The 19,529-nt window shown below is 42.3% G+C and carries 9 protein-coding genes; 7 read left to right on the plus strand and 2 right to left on the minus strand.

From position 1 onward, the window contains the following. Positions 1 to 26 precede the first annotated feature (26 nt). Positions 27 to 7,484, plus strand: coding sequence for a SpvB/TcaC N-terminal domain-containing protein (locus LEP1GSC192_RS11880; RefSeq protein WP_020770208.1), 7,458 nt, complete (start codon positions 27 to 29; stop codon positions 7,482 to 7,484). Between the two features lie 36 nt (positions 7,485 to 7,520). On the opposite strand, the gene LEP1GSC192_RS11885 is transcribed toward LEP1GSC192_RS11880, so the two are convergent. Further along, a complete protein-coding gene (locus tag LEP1GSC192_RS11885; RefSeq protein ID WP_020770265.1) occupies positions 7,521 to 8,618 on the minus strand; it encodes a helix-turn-helix domain-containing protein in 1,098 nt (365 codons plus the stop codon). Positions 8,619 to 9,369: 751 nt separating this feature from the next. Here LEP1GSC192_RS11885 and LEP1GSC192_RS11890 point away from each other — a divergent pair. Further along, positions 9,370 to 11,121 (plus strand): C45 family peptidase, encoded by a 1,752-nt coding sequence (locus tag LEP1GSC192_RS11890; protein WP_198289319.1) that lies wholly within the window; start codon positions 9,370 to 9,372, stop codon positions 11,119 to 11,121. Between the two features lie 113 nt (positions 11,122 to 11,234). On the opposite strand, the gene ispG is transcribed toward LEP1GSC192_RS11890, so the two are convergent. Continuing rightward, a complete protein-coding gene (gene ispG, locus LEP1GSC192_RS11895) occupies positions 11,235 to 13,232 on the minus strand; it encodes a (E)-4-hydroxy-3-methylbut-2-enyl-diphosphate synthase (RefSeq protein WP_020770260.1) in 1,998 nt (665 codons plus the stop codon). Positions 13,233 to 13,424: 192 nt separating this feature from the next. Here ispG and LEP1GSC192_RS11900 point away from each other — a divergent pair, with 192 nt between their 5' ends. The 5 genes from LEP1GSC192_RS11900 (at position 13,425) to LEP1GSC192_RS11925 (ending at position 19,314) form a co-directional block, all read left to right on the plus strand. Further along, complete coding sequence (locus LEP1GSC192_RS11900; RefSeq protein WP_020770184.1) at positions 13,425 to 14,051, plus strand: hypothetical protein; 627 nt, start codon at positions 13,425 to 13,427, stop codon at positions 14,049 to 14,051. 350 nt (positions 14,052 to 14,401) lie between these two features. Then, a complete protein-coding gene (locus tag LEP1GSC192_RS11905) occupies positions 14,402 to 15,298 on the plus strand; it encodes a hypothetical protein (protein ID WP_036089940.1) in 897 nt (298 codons plus the stop codon). A 130-nt stretch (positions 15,299 to 15,428) separates the two neighbouring features. Continuing rightward, positions 15,429 to 17,423: a hypothetical protein gene (locus tag LEP1GSC192_RS11910; RefSeq protein ID WP_020770216.1), complete on the plus strand. Its 1,995-nt coding sequence runs from the start codon at positions 15,429 to 15,431 to the stop codon at positions 17,421 to 17,423. Positions 17,424 to 17,648: 225 nt separating this feature from the next. Continuing rightward, positions 17,649 to 17,966: a hypothetical protein gene (locus LEP1GSC192_RS11920; protein ID WP_020770179.1), complete on the plus strand. Its 318-nt coding sequence runs from the start codon at positions 17,649 to 17,651 to the stop codon at positions 17,964 to 17,966. Positions 17,967 to 18,036: 70 nt separating this feature from the next. Next, entirely contained in the window at positions 18,037 to 19,314 is a 1,278-nt protein-coding gene (locus tag LEP1GSC192_RS11925) for a hypothetical protein (protein WP_020770231.1), read from the plus strand. The last annotated feature ends 215 nt before the right edge of the window (positions 19,315 to 19,529 follow it).

Below are 19,529 nucleotides of genomic sequence, written 5' to 3' on the forward strand. Positions count from 1 at the left end.
TGTCGATCGTATGGAATAATAAACGAATGAAAAAGAAAAGTGTCGTAAGTAAAAAAAACGTACGTTTCACTTTTCCCTTTTTCATTGGATTTCTATTTTTATTTTCATCCTGCTGGGGTGGCGCGAATATATTAGATCGGATCTGGGATAGGATAGGGGGACTTCCCCCTGGAGTATCGTTTCCTTCTCCGGGCTCGGCTCCCGCACCGGAAGGAAGCGATCTATTTTCGATTAGTACGAATCATAGCGAAACAATCGAAGACCCGAATACAAAAGCGGAACCGTTATCCGGCGCTTTGTTTATTTCCCCTCCGGAACCGAATAATTACGGAGCAGTTTCTCTTTCTTACCCTATTTCCGTTCCTGTAGGGAGAGCGGGCGTTCAACCGAATCTTGCGATCTCTTATTCTTCTACTGGCAGCGACGGTTGGATCGGTGTCGGCTGGAATTTGGGGCTCGGGGCTATCTCGAGAACGCCGGAATACGGGGCTTTGTTTTATGATTCCAGGGATACTTTTTCTTGGAATGGAAAAAAACTCATTAAGGAATCAGGGTCCACCTCGAATGAAAATGGAGTGTATCGGCCTGAAATCACGGACGAAAACGCAACATTATTAAAATTAACGAATATAGAGTCCGGAGGGATATGGGAAGTTTTGGATTCTTCCGGTTCTAAGACGATCTACGGCAATTCAGCGTCCAATCGGATTTACGATCCGAATCGGATCAATCGGACTTATAGTTGGTATTTTTCCAGACAAGAAGATAGAAACGGAAATTTTATGCAAGTGGAATACGATACTTCTCAGTATTCCGAAAAGCATTATTTGTACATTAAAGAAATCAGATATACTGGAAATTCCAGGACTGGCATTTCGGCTCGTCAGTATGTTAAATTTATCACAAAACCGAGGGAGGACTCTTACGTTTCCAATACTCCGGGTTTTTTAATGAAGATGGACCGGATCTTGGAACGTATTGAAGTCGGTTGGAACGGGGAAAAACTTTGGGACTATGATTTGATCTATGGAATTTCTCCGGATTCCGGAAGACCTATATTAAAGACGGTGGAGTCCAGTCGGCATACGACTAAACCGGAATTCGAATACCAGGTTTCGTCCCGTAAATTGGTTTGGCAAAATTTAATCAACCAGGCTGCAAACGAGCCGGAGGACTTACCGGACGATACGGAATATTTCGAAGGTGATTTTAACGGGGATGGGATTTCGGACCTTTTGTTCTTCAATCCTAAGAACGGAAATTGGCGGGCAGCGGAGGGAAGCAGCGAAGGCGGTTATAAATTCAAAATTTATGCAAACCGTTATAAGAACTATGTCGGACCGGAAAAGATCCGCTTTTTTAAAGGAAACGTCAGCGGAGACTATAATGGGGATGGAAGAGCTGATATCGCTTTTTATCTCCCTGAAACAAGAGAGTTCGTAGTAGCGGAGCATGACGGGAGAGTATTCCAATTTCGTAATTATGGAAGGTTGATGTCCGGAATTCCTGATATATTCCGTATGGAGTGGTTCCCCGGGGATTATGATGGGAACGGACTCTCCGATTCGGTTCTTTTTGACGAACCGACCGGCCAATGGACCCTCATGTTGAACAAAGGGGGAAGTTTTGAATTTCTAAAATTTTCCAAAAAATTCCAAAACGTTTTTCGTGGAGATTATTCACCGAACGGAAATCTGGACAGTGAATCCACTTCGGATGTAACCAAAGAAGGTTTAAATAGGGGTAATGTTCAGTTTCTGATTGGAGATTACAACGGGGACGGCAGGACCGATATCTCTCTCTACGATTCCAGAAGTGGAAAATGGATCGTAGGAGAAAATCATCGCAACGAAGACAAAGGTGATCCTTTGTATTTTAAACTCCAGTGGCGACTGTATAAGATTTTTACGGCACCGGAACAGGCATTATTCGGAAATGATCGTTTTTCGGGCGATTTTAATGGAGATGGGCTTTCTGATTTTCTTTTATTCGATCGGTCTTCCGGCGAATGGACCTTGGGAGAAACAGGAAATGGAACGATCAACTTTAGAGTTTGGTCCAACGTTCCCCAATTTAAGGAAATCACCAGATGGCTGCAAGGTGATTTTAATGGAGATGGAAAAACAGATATAGGATTTTTCTCGGCAAGCGACGGAAAGTTTTGGATAGGGGAAGCAACTAAAACAGGATTTCGTTATAGAATCTATAGTGATATGAGTTACGGGCCCGATCAGAGTAGGGTCATGCAAACTCCTCTGCCCAAAGATGAGGTCAAACTCACCAAAGGATTTTCAGCCTTATCTGTAGGATCTAAAACAAAAACAATTCTACTGGATTATGTGTACGATGGAAATTTTACACCGAATAGAGGGGAGCTGGCATTTGCCGGATGTTTTACGACTGATGATTGTTCTGCAAATCCGGAACTTCTAATTTATGATAGAAAGAGCGGCGCATTTGATTTCAAACAAGGAGCTAACTTTACAAAAAGAGTATATACTAGTTTAAATCCGGAAGATCCAAGCATCCGACTTCTATTTGGAGGAAAAACAAATCGTTATACTACGAGCGCGAAAGACGAAATTTTATTTTATAAAAAGAACGGAAATATAAACCAATTCTTTGTTTTAAAACACAGTTCCGGGAACTCATTTACATCTTCTAATTTAGGAAGTTTTACTGATTCGAATATTGAGTCCTTTAGTTTGAACGATGGTGTTTATTTAGTCGATAACTTCGACTCGACTGCAACCAAATCCGTTCTTGTGTTGGATGATCAATCCGCTACGGGATCTGGTAAATTTTATATCAGTGGTCCAGCAGGATCCAGGAATTTGAATGTTACCGGTGATGTTTTACCTTCTTATTTGTATGAATTATTTCAGTACGGAGATCCGAATAATCGACTTGGGAGAAGAAATTTTAGTTTTTTCTCGGGAGATTTTTTAGGAAACGGAAAAGCCCAAATCCTTTTTGTAGATAGAAGATTTCCTACGCAAAAATGGTATTTAGGAACCATAGGTTCGAGTGCGATCTCATTCAAATTATTAGCCGGAAATCCTGTGTTTCCGATTAGCAGCAACGATTATGATCCGATCAGCCAAGCAGGGACTCCTTACGGATTATTATCCGAAACCGGGATCGAGTCTATTGTAATCGGAGATCGAAACGACGGAGGTTTCACCTTCTACCGATTCAAAATAACTCTCGGAACAAATATTACGAGAACTGCATATACTCCGGATGCTGTCGGATTCGGAGGAGATTTCGACCATAATGGAAATCCCGTTGTCTTGATCAATGGAGAAAGAAAACTCATAGACATTCTTCAGAACAAGATCTTGCCGGTAGGCGGGACGGTAGTTTCTAAAAACGTGGATCGGCCGGATCTAATGTCGAAAGTTTATGTGTATCGCTGGATACAGGGAGACTATAACGGGGACGGGTTGACCGATATCGGGATTATTCATCTAAAAGAACCTAATTGGTATTTTGCGATGTCCGACGGAATCGTTCCGGATGTGATTAATAATGTTAAGAACGGGATCGGAGGATGGTATGAATTACAATATGAGAATTCCACTAAATTCGATAATACCGGAGAAGATGACATTTCAGATCTGCCAGGAAATTACAGGGTCTGCACAAAGATCACCGTAGACGACGGTGTTGGAAATAGGACTTTTAAAAGTTACGAATATTCCGACGGATACGCTTTTTCTGCCTTTATCGAAGGTAAAAGAGAAGCGGATTATTTTGGATTTTCTCGGTTCGTTCAAAAAAATCCTTACGGGGAGAGAACGGTTCATAAATATAATAACGTTCCTTATGCTGATTTCAGAATGAATCGTGCATTGGCCGGTGCAGAGAAGGAATCCAATATAGTCGGCTCGGACAACCAAGACTACGGTTCCGTTAAAAAATTCCATGAGATCAAAAAAATTGAAATCGGTCCGGGGAAAGCTAGTTATCTGGTCGTTCCTACTCGCATTGAAAATTTCATAAAAGGAACTAAGACAAAAACTACGGAACAGGTGATCGTTTTAAACGGTTATAATATTTCTAAAAAGACGGAAATGTTTACGGACCATTATTCTGACGGTGCTCATCCTTCCGTTCAAACAACAAATATTACGGATTTTGAAACTATCAACGCGACTAACCAGACAAGGGTAAAACGGTCCGTTTCCTTGTCCGGTTCTGCGAACGAGATAACATCCTTATTTACTTATGATGGCCAAGGAAATCAAATTCGGAGCGTTGTTTCTTATACAGGAAGCGGACTGGCCCCGGCTTCTCCTAAAATTACAGATATAAGTTACGATTCTCTCGGAAATGTTCTCTCCGAGAGAGATTCTTCCTCAAGTCCTGCCCGTGGAACAGAATACGAATATGATACTGAACTCAGACAATTCGTAGTTGAAAAAACTTCTTTCGGAGGTTCTGTCCGGTTAAGGACAAGATTCGAGATTAACTACACTTCTTCTTTTGGTGCTCCCAATCGGGTAACGGATCCGAACGGAAACAAAACGATTTTTGAATATGATTCCTTTGGAAGGATTACTAAGTCCAGCGTAGATACAGATCAAGGAACTAAGGTATCTGCGATCTATAGTTATGATCCTAATTTTCCTTTGAGTGCGAAGACCGTTTTCCCGTCCGGAACTTGGGATCCTGATTTTGCTTCTCGGGAATATCGGGATGGGATCGGTAGAACCATTTACAAAGTAAAAACTGCCTCCCAGGGAAGAGTAGTGCGTACTGGGAGAGCCATATACGATGGGGCAGGGAGAATTTCTCGTCAAAGCCAAATGGACTGGACGGACTCCGGAGACTTAGATGTTTTTGCGTATCACCTAGAAGAAAAAAATCCAACGAGCTTCGAGTACGATGCTATCGGTCGTGTTAAAACTACAACCTTACCGATTGCAGAAGGAGAAACAAGTCCAACCATCCTTACTTCCACATACAATGATCCTTATGAAGTGATAGAAACTCATAGCGGAGGAACAAGTAAGAGAAGTATAAAAAATGCCAGAGGTCATGTGCTTTATGTGGAAGATTCCGGTGCGGACGGAGTAAACGCTCAGATCGGTTTCTGCTATGATCTTGCCGGAAATCGGACCAAGAAGTCCGATCTGAACAACGGCATTCCTTTAAATTGTAATGATATATCTACTGGTATCACTCGAAGAGATACCTCCGGTCAAAACCAGGCGTATTGGTCCTATGACGGATTTGGTCGAGTTAGAGTTCAAAGCGATCCAGATCTGGGACTCGAAAGAATGGAATACAATTCCTTCGGAGATCTTAGTAGGACTACGGATGCGAACGGTTTAGTAACTACTCTAACATACGATTCCTTAGGACGTCTGATCGTTAAAAATCAAAGAGAAGGGGCCACCTACCTTACATACGACTCCTTGTCCGGAAGTCAAAATTCCTTAGGCAAATTGGTTCAGGTAGAAGATAGAGCCCAGATCAAAACCTTCAGCTACGACAAATTAGGAAGAGTAAAAAAAGAAACCAGGTCATTTAAAAATATTCCTCTCCGAAATGGAGATGTTCCTTATATTACAGAATATGAATACGATTTACTCGGACGTGTAAGTAAAATCGATTACCCGGAACATCCTGTAAATCATTCCAGATTGCAAGCCTGTTATACCTATGGGACCGCAGGCTATATCACCGGAATTTCAGTACAAGTAAATACAAACGGGATCCTACCAGGACTCTGTAATAAAACGATCGTAGAAGGGATTACTTACAACGAGTTTGGCCAAACTGCAGGATTTCGTTTAGGGAACGGGATCCAAACCGATTATACGTACGATTCCAAACAGAGATTGGTTCGGCTACATTCTTCCGGAGAAGTAGGTGGAGTAACAAAAGTTCTCCAGGATGCGATCTACAGTTTTAATAGTAAAAACAATATTACTGCAATTACGAACGCGGCCTCCGAATATAATACTCAATACAATTACGAGTATGACGGATTAAATCGACTCGTAAACGCATCCGGAACTTATACTGAAACTGCCGACGCCTATACGAGACAATTTCGGCAAAGTTTCAGCCATGAGAAGAATGCAAATTTAGCGGCCAAAAGATCCCATAACTTCAGCAGCGGAGCCGTTCTGGATGAAAGGCTTTACCAGTATGAAAACCATCAAGTCCGACAAATCGATTCTTCCCAATATGGAAACGATCTAATTTCCGCTACTTACGATCCTTCGGGCAATATGATCTCTCAGACGGATCGTGTTGCAGATCTTACGAAACGAATGGAATACGATTCAGAAAACCGGATCGTAAGAGTTCGAGATAAAAATGGAAATACAGTCGGAAGATATTGGTACGACGACGGAGGTTTTAGGGTTCATAAAAGCGCTTTGATCCCGGAAGGAGCTCAGTCAAGACACCAAGAGATACTCTATCCAAGTAAATTCTACGGCATAGAATATATGGAGGAGGAAAACATCCTCCGATCCATTAATAATATTTATCTCAATGGAGTTCGGATCGCCGCATTAGCGGAAGATGGAAGGGCCGCTTATTTTCTCACCGATCAAGTGGACTCGGTCTCCACAGTTTTAGATGATTCTGCAAATACAGTCTCTCGAATGCAGTACGAACCTTACGGGGATACGTTTGTCCAAAGAGGAAATCAGGATCTTAATCCTAAATACAATTCCCAAGAACTAGATAAAGAAAGCGGATTCTATTTTTATAATGCACGTTATTATGATCCAAAGATTGCAAGATTTACGAGTGCGGACAGTATTATTGATGGGGAGTATGATACACAGGGTTGGAATCGTTTCTCTTATGTAAAGGGAAATCCGATTACTTATAAGGATCCGACTGGGCATGAAGTAATGGTTCTAAAAGCTGAGACAGGAGCCGGAGGGGCAGGGCATACAGCTGTTTTAGTAGAAATGACTTGGCTAGAAAAAGACGATCCAAATTATAATAAATGGAAATATTTTTCTAAGAATGGGATTACGAAGGAAGGTGTCTCTTCAATTGAAGATAAGGCATTCTTTGGTTTGTTTTTAGATAAAAATGATAAAAGGCATACAAATCATGAGCAAATATTTGATAGCCCAGATGCGTTTTTTGAAAACCAAGAGAATGCTTCGAAAAAATATAGTAAGATGATTAAAAATGGAAAAACAGAAAAAGACATGTCTAAAGAGACATTGGAATATGTAAATAATAAGGGTAAAATTAGATATGAAAAAGGGCTTCTGCTGAGCACTAAAAACCCAAGTGTGGATAAATCTATTCATGATAAATTATCCGACCTTAATAAGCAGCGGTATAATTTGTTTTTCGGTGGAAACTGTAACGATCAAGTTGATGACGCGATTGACAAACATATGTGGACTTCCGATAGTCCTATTCCCAATTTATGGTATTATAGAATGGAAGGCTACGTTAAACCGAAAGGTAAGCGTCAACCTTTATCGCCACCTTAAAGTAATAGTTGTTTATCCTAGTTCAATTTAAAAATATTATTTTAAACTTCTACCATCCTTCCTATACGTCGCTGGTGACATTCCCATAAACTTCACGAACTGCGAATGAAAGGTAGACTTGGAATTAAAACCAACCGCAAAGGCAATATCTAACACCGAACTATCAGGTTCTTCCTTTAAACGCTTACAGGCTTCTTCCACTCTATACCGATTGATTAGTTCATAAAAATTCATCTTATGAACTTCGTTCAGATATCTTGAAGTTTGGTGCAAATTCAACCCAAGCTCTGCTGCCAAATCAACTAACCTAAGTTCGCTATCCCTGTATAAATATTTGATTTCTAATAGTTCTTTCAGTTTTGCATTAGCTGCTTCTATTTCTTTGGTGAGTAGTGGAGTGTTTTGGTATTTCGCATTTTGGATGACTTCGCTGATCTCGCTGAAAAAACCTGGATGTCTTTCTCTGACTAAGAATAGCAAAAGTATCATGACGCAGATGAGAGAGGCTCCAAGATCGAACAAATATTTGTTTTTTAGAAAGTAAGCAGTTCCTATGAATGTATTTGCGAATACCGGCAAAAGTAATACGAGCCATACCAATTTTAATTCGTACATTTCATATCTTCTGCTTACCTTATGGTAGAGATAGAGACAAAATAGGGAATATACGGAAACTTGGATACTTGCAAGAAAACTCCCTAAATGAGCCCAATCCAGCCTGAATTCTTTTGCGCCTTGTAGTACCTGGGTTTTTAGATCGGAACTATCTTGAGAAAAGTAAGCAGATTCAAAAACGGCGAATAATAATACGGGAGAAAAATGGAGTCCATAACGAATGAGTCTTTCTTTTGGACTTTCTTCTTCGGTTTCTAAGAACGAACGGATATACGTATAGATGAGTGGTCCTACGAAAAGAACGCTAGTATGTAAGAATATGAACAGATAAGGAAATTCTAATAGATCATCCTGCAGATACCAGGAATATCTAAGCAGTATGGTCCCGGTCAGGGTCATAATGAGCACTAAGATCCGATTCCCGGAGCCTGGACGGATAATTTCCAGATAGGCGTATAGGAATGCGGCTCCTGCCCCGAACTGCAGGAATTTCAGAAAAAATATATGTAGGAGTTCCATGACAGACTTTTTGGATCGGATGCTATTTGATTTCTGATCCTGTTTTCTGCCAAATAGATTTGGGTCCCTGCGGCCAAATGCGGAGTGCTCTCGATCGTGCCTCCGGCTAACTCGAGCTTGCTCGCTCTTTACGGATCGCTCGCAAGGTCGTTGCCAATCGAACGACCCCTAGGGAGTGAGATTCCCGAAGGGTAGCGGAGCAAAGCGAAGCTAAATTTCAAACCAAACAAACTGCACCATAATCACTGACCAGCTCCCTATGGGTCGCTGCGGTAATATTCAGCGCATTGATTTTAGCAAGTCTTTCGATTCAAACTTTTGGTTTTGATATAACTTTTCTCTCGTTTGGCCTTCGGCCACCGACTCGCTAAAGCGGTCGTTACCTCGCTCCCTATGGGTCGCTGCGGTAGGGATACGAAGGGCTTTAGTCCGGGCGAAGCCCGGATGAGCGCGAATGCGCGAACCCGAAGTAGCCCGGTCCGAGCATCGCTCGGAACCGCCCGACATTTCGTGTGTAGGACCTCCTACAAAATTTTCCCCGTGAAAGAGGCTTGAAAAGGAAGGGATTTACTGATAGAGGGAAAATTGTCGTTACCAGGGTACCACCGACCGGCCCCCACCCACGAGGGTGGGGAGTAATTACAGCCAAATCGTGCATTGGACCTCCTACAAATGTCCGATCCGATAAGTTCGGCTATCCGAACCTATGGAGGCGGTCGATGAGTGGGCGAAGATCTACTATGATAAGCCTATGAATTCGGAAACATATCCTCTAGCTGTATTACAACTCAAAGGCTCCCAGGAAGAGATGGGACGACAATTCGGTGAGATAATGAATACGATCGGACAATTCGAACCGATCTTCGATTTTTATCCTGTGATGGCCCGCAATCTTTTGTTGGGAAGTTTACCTCGTAGCAATCGGAATTTTTTGGCGAAGGGGGCGACTTCTTTGCTGGTGAATTGGATGTCGAGAAGGATGAAGAAGAATAGACCTTCCGAATTTTCGGCTCGCACCATCGCTGCTCTAACTGCGGCAGGTCGTTCTCCGAAACTAGAGAAGGAACTTTTTACTATGGATTCTTTCCAAAACTCCGTCGGTTTTTTGGGTGCAATCCAACTTCTCCCGGAACTTGCGCATATGAGTCCGAGTAGAAATCCTCAGATGCTTCCCGCTTGTACGAGTGTTGCCGTTTGGGGGGAGCAAAGCCGGGATGGTAAGTTATATCACGCTCGTAATTTCGATTTTCCAGGTGTGGAAGTTTGGGACAAACGTCCGATTGTTGTTTTTTGCACTCCCGAAAAAGGTTTACGTTACGGTTATATTGCTTGTAGAGGTGCGGATGTTCCCGGGATCACCGCTTTTAATGAAGCTGGGCTAACGATTGCTTTCCATACTCGCTTTCATAAAAAAATCGGCTTTAACGGTTTGGGTGTGATCGACTTCGGTCATAAGATCATTTCGGAAGCGAGATCTATCGAAGAAGCTGTGAGTATCGCCAAAAAACATAAGATCAATTCTACTTGGGGACTCATCGTTACCAATCATAAGGAGAAGGGCCCGAAGGCTGCGATCATCGAAACCAATTATGGGAATGTGGATGTGGTTTATCCTAATTTAGGAAAAGATCATATTGTAAATACGAACCATTACCAAAGTGAAAGATTACAGGAAGGAGAGATAATGGCGGCTCCTGTTTTCTATCATCATTGTATCAGTCGTTTTGATCGAGCGGAAGAACTTCTTTCTTCACAAAAGAAGAAAAAAGGGACAAGTGTTGTGGATCTTCAGAATATCTTGAATGATTCGATCGATTGTTCCAGCGGCGAATCTCGCACTATGGGATCTACCATTCGTCAGATCACTTCCGTAAAGTCCGTGGTGATGAGCGTGGAAGCTCGTAAAATTTTCGTCTCAGTGGGAACTGCTCCTACGGGAAGCGGTCCTTATATGGAAATTCCTATGGTTTGGGGAGAGCCAGGTTATAAGGTTTTGGATCTTTCGGATATTAAAAAGGATAAAGGGCGGAAGGTTCCGAAATCCAAGGTCGCTAAAGCGGGTTCTGCGATTCAATATTATAAAAAAGCAATGCTTATTAACGATGACCCGGGAATGGGCGGTATTGACGATATAATTCTGGAATTACAGAAGGCAAATGAGGAATTTTCCGGCAAGGATCCTTCTATACTTTTTTTAGAAGCAATTTTATATCTGGAAAAAGGGAATCTGAATAAGGCTTCGTTCCTATTGGAACAGGCGGAAAGTTTGGAGACTTCTTCTTTCAGAAAACAACAAAGTGCATTGTGGTTGGCAAGGACTCAGTCCGTTTTGGGTAAACAAAAAATAGCGGATCATTTTTACGATAAGATCAAAAATTCTAAAACGGAATTTGCGACTCAAGTCTGGAAAAAGAAGGTTTTCCAAGACAAGGGTAAATATTCCGCGAGAAAACTGAGACAGGTGTCTCCGAATTTTATTATCGTAGAAGCGAACGAGCTTTAAGGAAAGGTTTCGCACAGAGAACGCTGAGGGCACGGAGTATATTGAAATGATCGCCATGTAGGAGTTCCTACATCCGGTCTCCTCGGTATTCTCAGTGGGCTCTGTGTGAAATTTTAAATACTTGTAACTGATTCTCTTTCCATCCACATTCCGGAGTCTTTGATCAGTTGGACCAGTCTTTCGTCTGCTTCTTCGGAAGGAACGTTTTTGAGTACGATCTCTTTCCCTCTATATAAATGCACTTTGCCTGGGCCGGCTCCCACATAACCGAAATCGGCATCCGCCATTTCTCCTGGACCATTTACGATACAGCCCATGACTGCGATCTTGACTCCTTTGAGGTGGCCTGTTTTTTCTTTGATGCGTGCAGTTGTGGTCTGTAGATCGAATAACGTTCTTCCACAAGAAGGGCAGGAGATATATTCCGTTTTTGTAAGACGTAATCTGGTTGCTTGTAGGATATCAAATCCTAGTTGTAGTACAGCTTCCGGTTCGCTGTCGATTACCTTGATCCGTAACATATCCCCGATCCCGTCGGTCAACATTCCGCCGATCCCTATCGAGGACTCGTACAATGCGGTCTCCATATCCGGATATTCCGCACTCAGGAAGATCGGGTAATCGAAATCACTAAGTATTCGGGCTAGTTTTCTATAATCGTGCAATATATGAAAGGTTTGGACCGAGAACGTTACGGATTCTATTCCTGCATTCTTGAATTCCTCGGGTAATCCTTTTAGACTTTCAAGTTGGTAGGCCTGGACATTGAGTTCGGTGATCCCTTTGCCTTCTCTTTTATGCAAAAATTCTAATAAAGAATCCCTGTTTTGAAAATGATGGAACGGATCGACTGTCACTTTAGGGAAAGGGATCAGATCTTCCAATACGTCTTCGAGCAAAAGTTCGTTTTGTTCAACGATAACTCCCATCGGAACGGAGGAGGATTTGCTTGCGGATATACATTCTTCTCTTAGGAATTCGTCGGAAGGAAGAGGTACGGAGACCATTTCCAATTCCAAGGATCTGGATCTTGCATAATTTTTGAGCGAGGCGAGCTCCTGCGAAAATCCGCTTTCCGATTCGAAAGGTAAAACTGATTCGATCCGAACCGAATGATTTTCTCCTATCGGAAGATTTCCCACTTGGATCGGCCTGCTATAAAATTTTTGGTAAGAATAAGGATTTCTGAATTCGGAATATCCTTGGTTTTGCGTTTCCGGAAATCTGAGTTTATTGTATTTGTCCGCGAGTAATCTTGCGACTGGAACTTCGTGGATCGGATCTTCCGTTAAAGAAACTCGGATCGTGTCTCCGAGCCCGTCTTCCAATAATGAACCGATCCCGATCGCGGATTTGATCCTTCCGTCTTTTCCGTCTCCTGCTTCCGTCACTCCTAGATGTAACGGATAATCCATCTGCAATTCGATAAAACGACTGCATAATAATCTGTAAGCCTGAACCATTACCTGCGGATTCGAGGCCTTCATGCTGACTATAATATCTTTATAAGAAAAACTTTCTGCGATACGGATAAATTCAATCGCAGACTCCACCATACCTTGCGGTGTGTCTCCGTATTTATTCATGATACGATCGGATAAGGATCCGTGATTGGTGCCTATTCTCATCGAGACTCCCAACTCTTTACAACGAAGTACCAATGGACTGAATACTTCCGAGATCCTTTCTAATTCTTCTTTGTATTCTTGTTCCGTATAATCCCTAACTGCGAATTTTTTCTTATCAGCGAAGTTACCCGGATTGATGCGGACCTTCTCCACCCATTCTACCGACTTCATTGCGACACTCGGAGTAAAATGGATATCCGCTACAAGCGGGACTTTGCTTCCTAAACGTTTGAGCTCCTTGCGGATATTCGGTAAGTTATCCGCATCCGGTTGAGAAGGTACGGTCAATCGAACGATCTCACAACCTGCGGCTTCTAATTCCAGAATTTGTCTAACGGAGTTTTCGGTATCCCTTGTGTCCGCAGTGATCATGGACTGAATACGGATCGGATTGTTTCCACCGATGCCAATATCTCCTACTTTTACCTCTCTGGTCCTACGGCGTTGGTAAGAGAATGGAGAATGATTGTATCGGAAGTTCATGAGTGCTCTCTTGTTCCATTAAGAAGAGAACGAACCGCTTGTCATTTAGGATTTTTCCGGAATTAGCCCCAATCGGAAAGGTTTTTTAAGGAATTGTAGTACGTTTTATTGTGGAGCGTAGCAGCCAAAAGGGCGGACAAATTCATTAAATTGACTGAAAAAAGCCAATCAACAGGATTGCAGGAACCGGATATGAATCTGTTGAAACGGCTTTTTTCTAGGATCGAATCCCCTGATGATGCGGAGTTTTTTTTGAACTCGGCCTCTTATGTTTTGCTTTTGATCGCGTTTTTGCAAAGTATTCTTTATACCTTTCTTTTGGGTTCCTTTCTCAATTTCTATATGGATATTCTTCTTCTTTCTATCTTCGGGATCGTGATCCGATTCTCTAGAAGTAGGGTCTCCGTTATCCTTCTTTGTATTTTTTCCTCGGTGATTCTTTCGGGAACTATTTTGACTTTGTTCGGGATCTGGACAAGCGTTGGAAATAATATATTGTTAGAGTTACTATTACTTCTTCTTTCGATCCGTATTGCACTGGCGAGTTTTCGATTCCATAAGCTGAAAAATACAAAACTAGTTTGGAAAAATCTTTGGATCAGACATCTTATCGCTCTCGGTCTGGCATTTATAATTTCTGCTTCTCTCTTTATTTCTCTTATATTGGTCTCTAAATTTTTAGGGATCACCAAAATGAACAGTCTTCATGGAGAGGTTATTTTCGAATCTTTTCCTATTTCTTATATTCTTCTTTTACTTCCGATCTTTCCTTGGGCGAAAAAAAGAAGAATGTATTCCGAACCTGAAATCCTTTCCTGAAGCCTTGCCATTCTTTCCTTTTTTAATGATGTTTGGGGGGAAGAGCGACTGTAGTGAACGTTATATTAAATATGAGCTTTTCCTCACTTTTTTTCTAACAGGAATAAAAAATCTAAAAAAAAGATCACCACGATTTGTTGTGCTGGTAAGTCGCCGGGGAGTCTATATGCGCGCATAACGTATCGATTGATCCGTAGTTTTGAAATCAAACCATCGGATCAATTCATATAACACCCGTTTGTTCCTAAATTTGTGTCGTTCATTCCGAGCCAATCCGGGAAATTTCTAAAAAACTCGGAAAAATTCACCGGGTATCGATTAGTTGGGAAAAACGTTAGATGGGAATTGGGATGGATCCTTTATATATAAAAAGCCGTTTTACCAAGATACTACCCGTGTTCGGGATCTTTTTTGTTTTATATTGTTCCGAGGATGCAAAGAGTATTGCGGAGTTGACCGCTGCCGCGAAGGCGGTTTTAGACGGAGTGACAGCTCCCATTCCGGTTCCTCCTGGGGATCCTGCTCCTCCGGGGCAGCCTGTGAATGCCCCTGATTTGCAAGATTCTACGATCACAAGTTTCGATATTTCCGATCCGGACGAGCATAGTTATCTCGGTTTGTTTTCCATACAAGCCATCAATTTTAACCTACCGGTCCATGATAATACAACTGTCTCCGCGTTTATAGGAGGCCAAAGTATGAAACTGATGCCGGATAATACGGTGGTGAATTCATTCTCACATTGGACAGTCACCGCTGGACAATTGGCTCAGCCGGGGGCGAATCCTCCCGCGTTAGTCGGTCCTAGCGACAGAAAGCTGAAGATATTGATCGTTGCTCGGAATGAATTTGGTATTTCTTCCAAAGTGAAACAAGTGGGCCAAACCCATTTTTGCACCGGAGCTGCCGTACTTCCTGCGACTATAGGAAACTGCGGAACATTCTGTGCGACCGCTACGTTAAGCGGGGATCAGGTGGAATTTAAGGCCCAGAAGACGATTGCCCAGGATAATTTCGAATATTTATACATAGATGTTGGTGCGGCTCAGCCGATTTCTTTTTCCATTCCCGCTGTTTCTTTGGGATTTTTCGAAAAATTCGAACCGATCGCCGCCGGGACATACGAAGCAGCTACTAGTTTGAATCGTACCACTTTCGAATATATGTGTGTGGAAGTCAGCGCGTATTCTTTTGTGGATCCGCCTTTTGACATTGATTTTATCAAAGGGAAAGTGATTATTCCTTAATCTTAATACGAATGTGAAAATTAAAAAAAATAATGTTTATCGGGATCTAATGAATAGGTTATTTAATTTTTTATTAATATTTAGTTTTTCTTTTTTGGCAGGATGTTCTTCGGAAGGAGGGGTTGATCCTATGTCCGCGTTTCTTGCGGTCATTTCTCCTTCTCCTCCTGGGGAAGATATTCCGCCGCCTGGAGAAGCAGGAACTCCCGCATGGGTAAGTGCTTCCGACGCAATGTTCAGTGATAAGGTGGAGATTCACTGGGAGCCGGTTCCTGCCCAAGAATACAGAGTATTCAGAAAGTTGGCATTCGAATCTTCATACCAGCAGATCGGTTCGGTGACTGATCCCGCTTTTACGGACTCTATTTCGAACTCTCAAAGTTCTTTTCAGTATGCGATCCAAGTCGTGGATTTGGAAGGGAAAATTTCTCCGATTAGTCTTTTTGATACTGGAACGGTCGGTTTCAATTCTTCTTGTTCCACAAAGTTGAATTCCTTAGGAGGAGGAACTTCCCTTTACGCGCGGTTTAAAAACGGTTTTCCGGGGGCTGCAGTATCTGTTTCCTCTTGGGGAAATTCCGTGTTAATTACCAGCGGAGGGAATGTTTATTTACTGAATGCGAATGGAGATATGATCGGTGTTTGGACCGGGATCTCCCCTAAAACAATCGTCGTGGATGCTGCCAATCGTATTTTTGCTTTGGCGGGAATGAAGGTATTCGAGCTGAATTCCGACTGTTCCCAAACAAGTTTGATCGATCTTCCATCGGATTCCGAACCTAAGGATTTGGCCTTGGATACCGCGGGAGATTTGTATATCAGCGAAGCGAATTTTGATACGGGGACAGACCGTATTTTTAAATATTCTTCTGCCGGTAATTTACTCAAGACTTGGGATCTTCCGGGAACATTCAGAGAACCTTATGCGATCTATATTCATCCTTCCGACAATAGTTTGTTAGTCGCGGATAATTCTTCCTTTAATTTATTCCAATACGATATAAGCGGGGATACTCCTAATCAGATTGCATCCAAACAGATTACAGTAGGACAAATTATCGATATGACGATGAGTGGTTCACAAATCCTGGTTGCCATTCAAAAAAATACCTTTCCGGAAAACGGACCTCATCTAGTTCGATTCCATAGCGGGATGTCCGGAGGTTCCGCGACTATGAAGATCAATCCTGCCGGGCCTTCTACCATCGCAAGTATCGCGACCGATAATCGGAATGGAAACGTTTTTGCTGTGGATACCGAACGATCTTCTATCCTTTCTTGTGCCGCTCCTATCTTTACGAATTGTTCTCCTGTATTGATCGGAATTTCTCCTTTGAGGATCGTTCAAGATACAAAGAAAAATTTTTACATTCTTCATGCAACAAAACAGATCACTAAGCTGAACCCGAACGGAGCTCATCTTTCTAATTTTGTTTTACCTTCTTTCCAGGGATCCACCGTACAAGGCGCGGATCTGGAAATTGACGGAGACTTCTTATATATTTCCGGTAGAAATTCTTCGGATACAAAGGTTTTGGTAAAAGTTAAAACGGACTTTACCGGGGTGACCACTCGCACGTTACCTGCGAATTCATTCGTTCCTTTCACGAATATCGCCGTTACGGACGGAAAAGTATTCAGTGATTTTGTGGATATGGGGGAAGAAGACTTCTTCACTTATTTGAATTTCTCTTCTATCAATGGGGGAGGGGACGGAAATTATTTAGATAATTCTTATAGAGAATTTTTTATCATGAGTACACAAGAGTTGGAAACGGACTATGCCGGGAATTTTTATCATATGATCGTAGGAATGGGCGAAAGTGATATCCATACTTCCATTTCTAAGTTCAATTCCAATACTTTAGATTGGAATAATTTGGCCCAATCCGCTACGACTCCTTTCAAACAGATCACAACGGACAAGTCAGGGAATTTATATACCCTAGAAGGAACTTCGAATAACGGATACAAAGTGTTTAAGCGGGATGGGAACTTTACGGAATTGAATCAAACTTCGATTCCTACGAACCAGATTTCTCCGTCGGCTTTTTATGTTTCCGATACGGGAGATTCTTCCTTTTTAGCGACTCCTTGGAGTTTGCATAAAATTATGTTACCTTAATTTATTTCGCACAGAGCACACAGAGAGCACGAAGGTGTGAGCAGTCTGTTGGAATTCCTATAAGATTTCCTCCGTGGCCTCCGTGCGAAACTTTCGCCTATCGGTAGAAACTAAATTTTCCAAAAGTAAAAAAAATCCATCTCCCGAATTTGAGATCGGGGGGTGGAAAATCCGATACTTTGGTTATAGAAAGTCTAAAAAGATTTTCAAACAAAGGGCCTCGGTATGGAATATCTGGAACCAAAAGACCTGACGGAGAATAAATCATACCGCATCCGCCTAACCGTTGCGATTTATCGAAATAATATTTTATCTTATAAGAATGATATAGTAGTTCCTTCCGTTTACATTAGGAGGAACGAAGCGAGAGCTCATATCCGAAAAGAAGTGACAGAACGTCTGGCCCATTCTTCTTTTTTCCGTTCTCCCCGTCCGGATTATGATCTGGTCCGTTATTCCGAAGAGGCCACTTGCAACACATTCTTGAGATACAGGATCATCAGCGGTAGCCCCAGCGAAGAAACGATTCCTAAGACTGTTTAAGAGAGATCCGTAACTTAATTGTCTTGAATTCCGGTCTAGGGTTGTAAAAACTTGACTGCGAATCCAGATTATGGCAGGTCCAGACAGAAAGGTCATAGAAAAAAATTCCCATGGAGAGTACGTTCTAACCGCGTACGGGGAATTTTTAAGTTATTTCCATACTCATATCCAACTTTTCGGGACCTTGATCTCCGCTAAAAAAATCCCTGCTAAAGAACAAGAAGCTCTTAAATCAAAGATACGTTCTTATATCTCGAGTAATGTCCAAAAGACGGATCATTTTTTCGATCAACTTCCTCAATTCGCTCAGTTTCTCGGAATGGGTTCGGGGGAACTTTCTTCCTACATGAACCGAAACTTCTTGGGGGCGTTAAATAAGGTAAAAACGAAACTTATCGAACAAGAGTCCGCAGCAGAGCAAACCCCTCGTAAGAAAAAATATTCTAAAATTTCTGAAGAGATCTTAGAAGGACTTGGATTTACATTTCCCGCAGGTCATAAATTCGAATCGGAAGAAGGAATGATCTATTTGGTAGAGATTGCTACCGGCAAAAAAAGAGAAGCGGCTGCCTTGGGAGAAGTAGCCAGAGAAACCGCAGCAGCAGGTGCCGCTGCCAGACCTGTCCAAGCTGCTCCGGTGCGTAAAGGACCGGAAACTCCTATTTTAGAAGAAATATTAAAAAAATATGGTGAACTATTCTCCGGTAAACCTTTGATCATGAAGGTAGAAGAATTGGAGGAAGACGATTCTCCAGTCCAGGTGGGAGAAGATATCTTAGCTGATGTGGATGATCTCCATTTCGACGGGGATTTTGGAGGCGATTCTCCAAGTTTCTCCGAACCTCCTGTGAGTATTCCGTTTTCCAAATATATGGATCAGGTCGGGAAGGTCCGGGTATTCCAAAAAGCGGGACAGCTGGAAGAGTATAAACGTTGGGTGGCTTCTTTACCTGTCGAAGAGAATGCACTCGTACAATTACAAACTTCTCTTTTAAAAGAATCTAAAGGAGAAGTGGTAGAATGGGATGGGACCCTCGGCCAATTAGGAGCTCGCACCGGTCTTTCGGAATCTAGACTCAGAAAGGTTTTGGAACTAGGTCGTGATTTTTTCCGCATTCGAAACCAATTGGAATCTTCTTGGAACAAGGCGAGAACTGCAAGCCCGGCGGTGGCCGAACTTGTAAAAAAAGCCTGGCCTCATATCCTGAGGGTCATGGATGAATATCCTGATTTCGCTCAGATCAAAGGAAAGATGGACCAGCTTCTTTCTCGTATCCCTGACTCTAGCCAAAGAAAGATCCTAACCGATCTATTCTTAAACCCAGTTCTTTCGATCCGCAGAAACTAGTTTCGCACAGAGACCACGGAGGGCTTGCTCTACCTTATATCTCCGTGAACTCAGTGCTCTCCGTGCGAACCTGAGGCTGATATAAGCCGTATATATGCGATTTGGCTCTGGATTCCTTTAAAAAGATCGTTTTCAAACTAGGCACTCGTAAATTTACTGGTCTAAGAATCGGACATTTGCTACAAAATTCAGCCAAACATCGCGTGGGTGGGGGT

The sequence above is a fragment of the Leptospira sp. B5-022 genome (assembly GCF_000347035.1).
GTDB lineage: Bacteria > Spirochaetota > Leptospiria > Leptospirales > Leptospiraceae > Leptospira_B > Leptospira_B cinconiae.

Excerpts from the sequence above, each read along its gene's own strand:
- LEP1GSC192_RS11910 (WP_020770216.1), top strand. The coding sequence starts at position 15,429 with ATGTCCGCGTTTCTTGCGGTCATTTCTCCTTCTCCTCCTGGGGAAGAT.
- LEP1GSC192_RS11890 (WP_198289319.1), top strand. The coding sequence starts at position 9,370 with ATGAATTCGGAAACATATCCTCTAGCTGTATTACAACTCAAAGGCTCC.
- LEP1GSC192_RS11925 (WP_020770231.1), top strand. The coding sequence starts at position 18,037 with ATGGCAGGTCCAGACAGAAAGGTCATAGAAAAAAATTCCCATGGAGAG.
- LEP1GSC192_RS11885 (WP_020770265.1), bottom strand. The coding sequence starts at position 8,618 with ATGGAACTCCTACATATATTTTTTCTGAAATTCCTGCAGTTCGGGGCA.
- LEP1GSC192_RS11920 (WP_020770179.1), top strand. The coding sequence starts at position 17,649 with ATGGAATATCTGGAACCAAAAGACCTGACGGAGAATAAATCATACCGC.
- LEP1GSC192_RS11900 (WP_020770184.1), top strand. The coding sequence starts at position 13,425 with ATGAATCTGTTGAAACGGCTTTTTTCTAGGATCGAATCCCCTGATGAT.
- LEP1GSC192_RS11905 (WP_036089940.1), top strand. The coding sequence starts at position 14,402 with ATGGATCCTTTATATATAAAAAGCCGTTTTACCAAGATACTACCCGTG.
- LEP1GSC192_RS11880 (WP_020770208.1), top strand. The coding sequence starts at position 27 with ATGAAAAAGAAAAGTGTCGTAAGTAAAAAAAACGTACGTTTCACTTTT.
- ispG (WP_020770260.1), bottom strand. The coding sequence starts at position 13,232 with ATGAACTTCCGATACAATCATTCTCCATTCTCTTACCAACGCCGTAGG.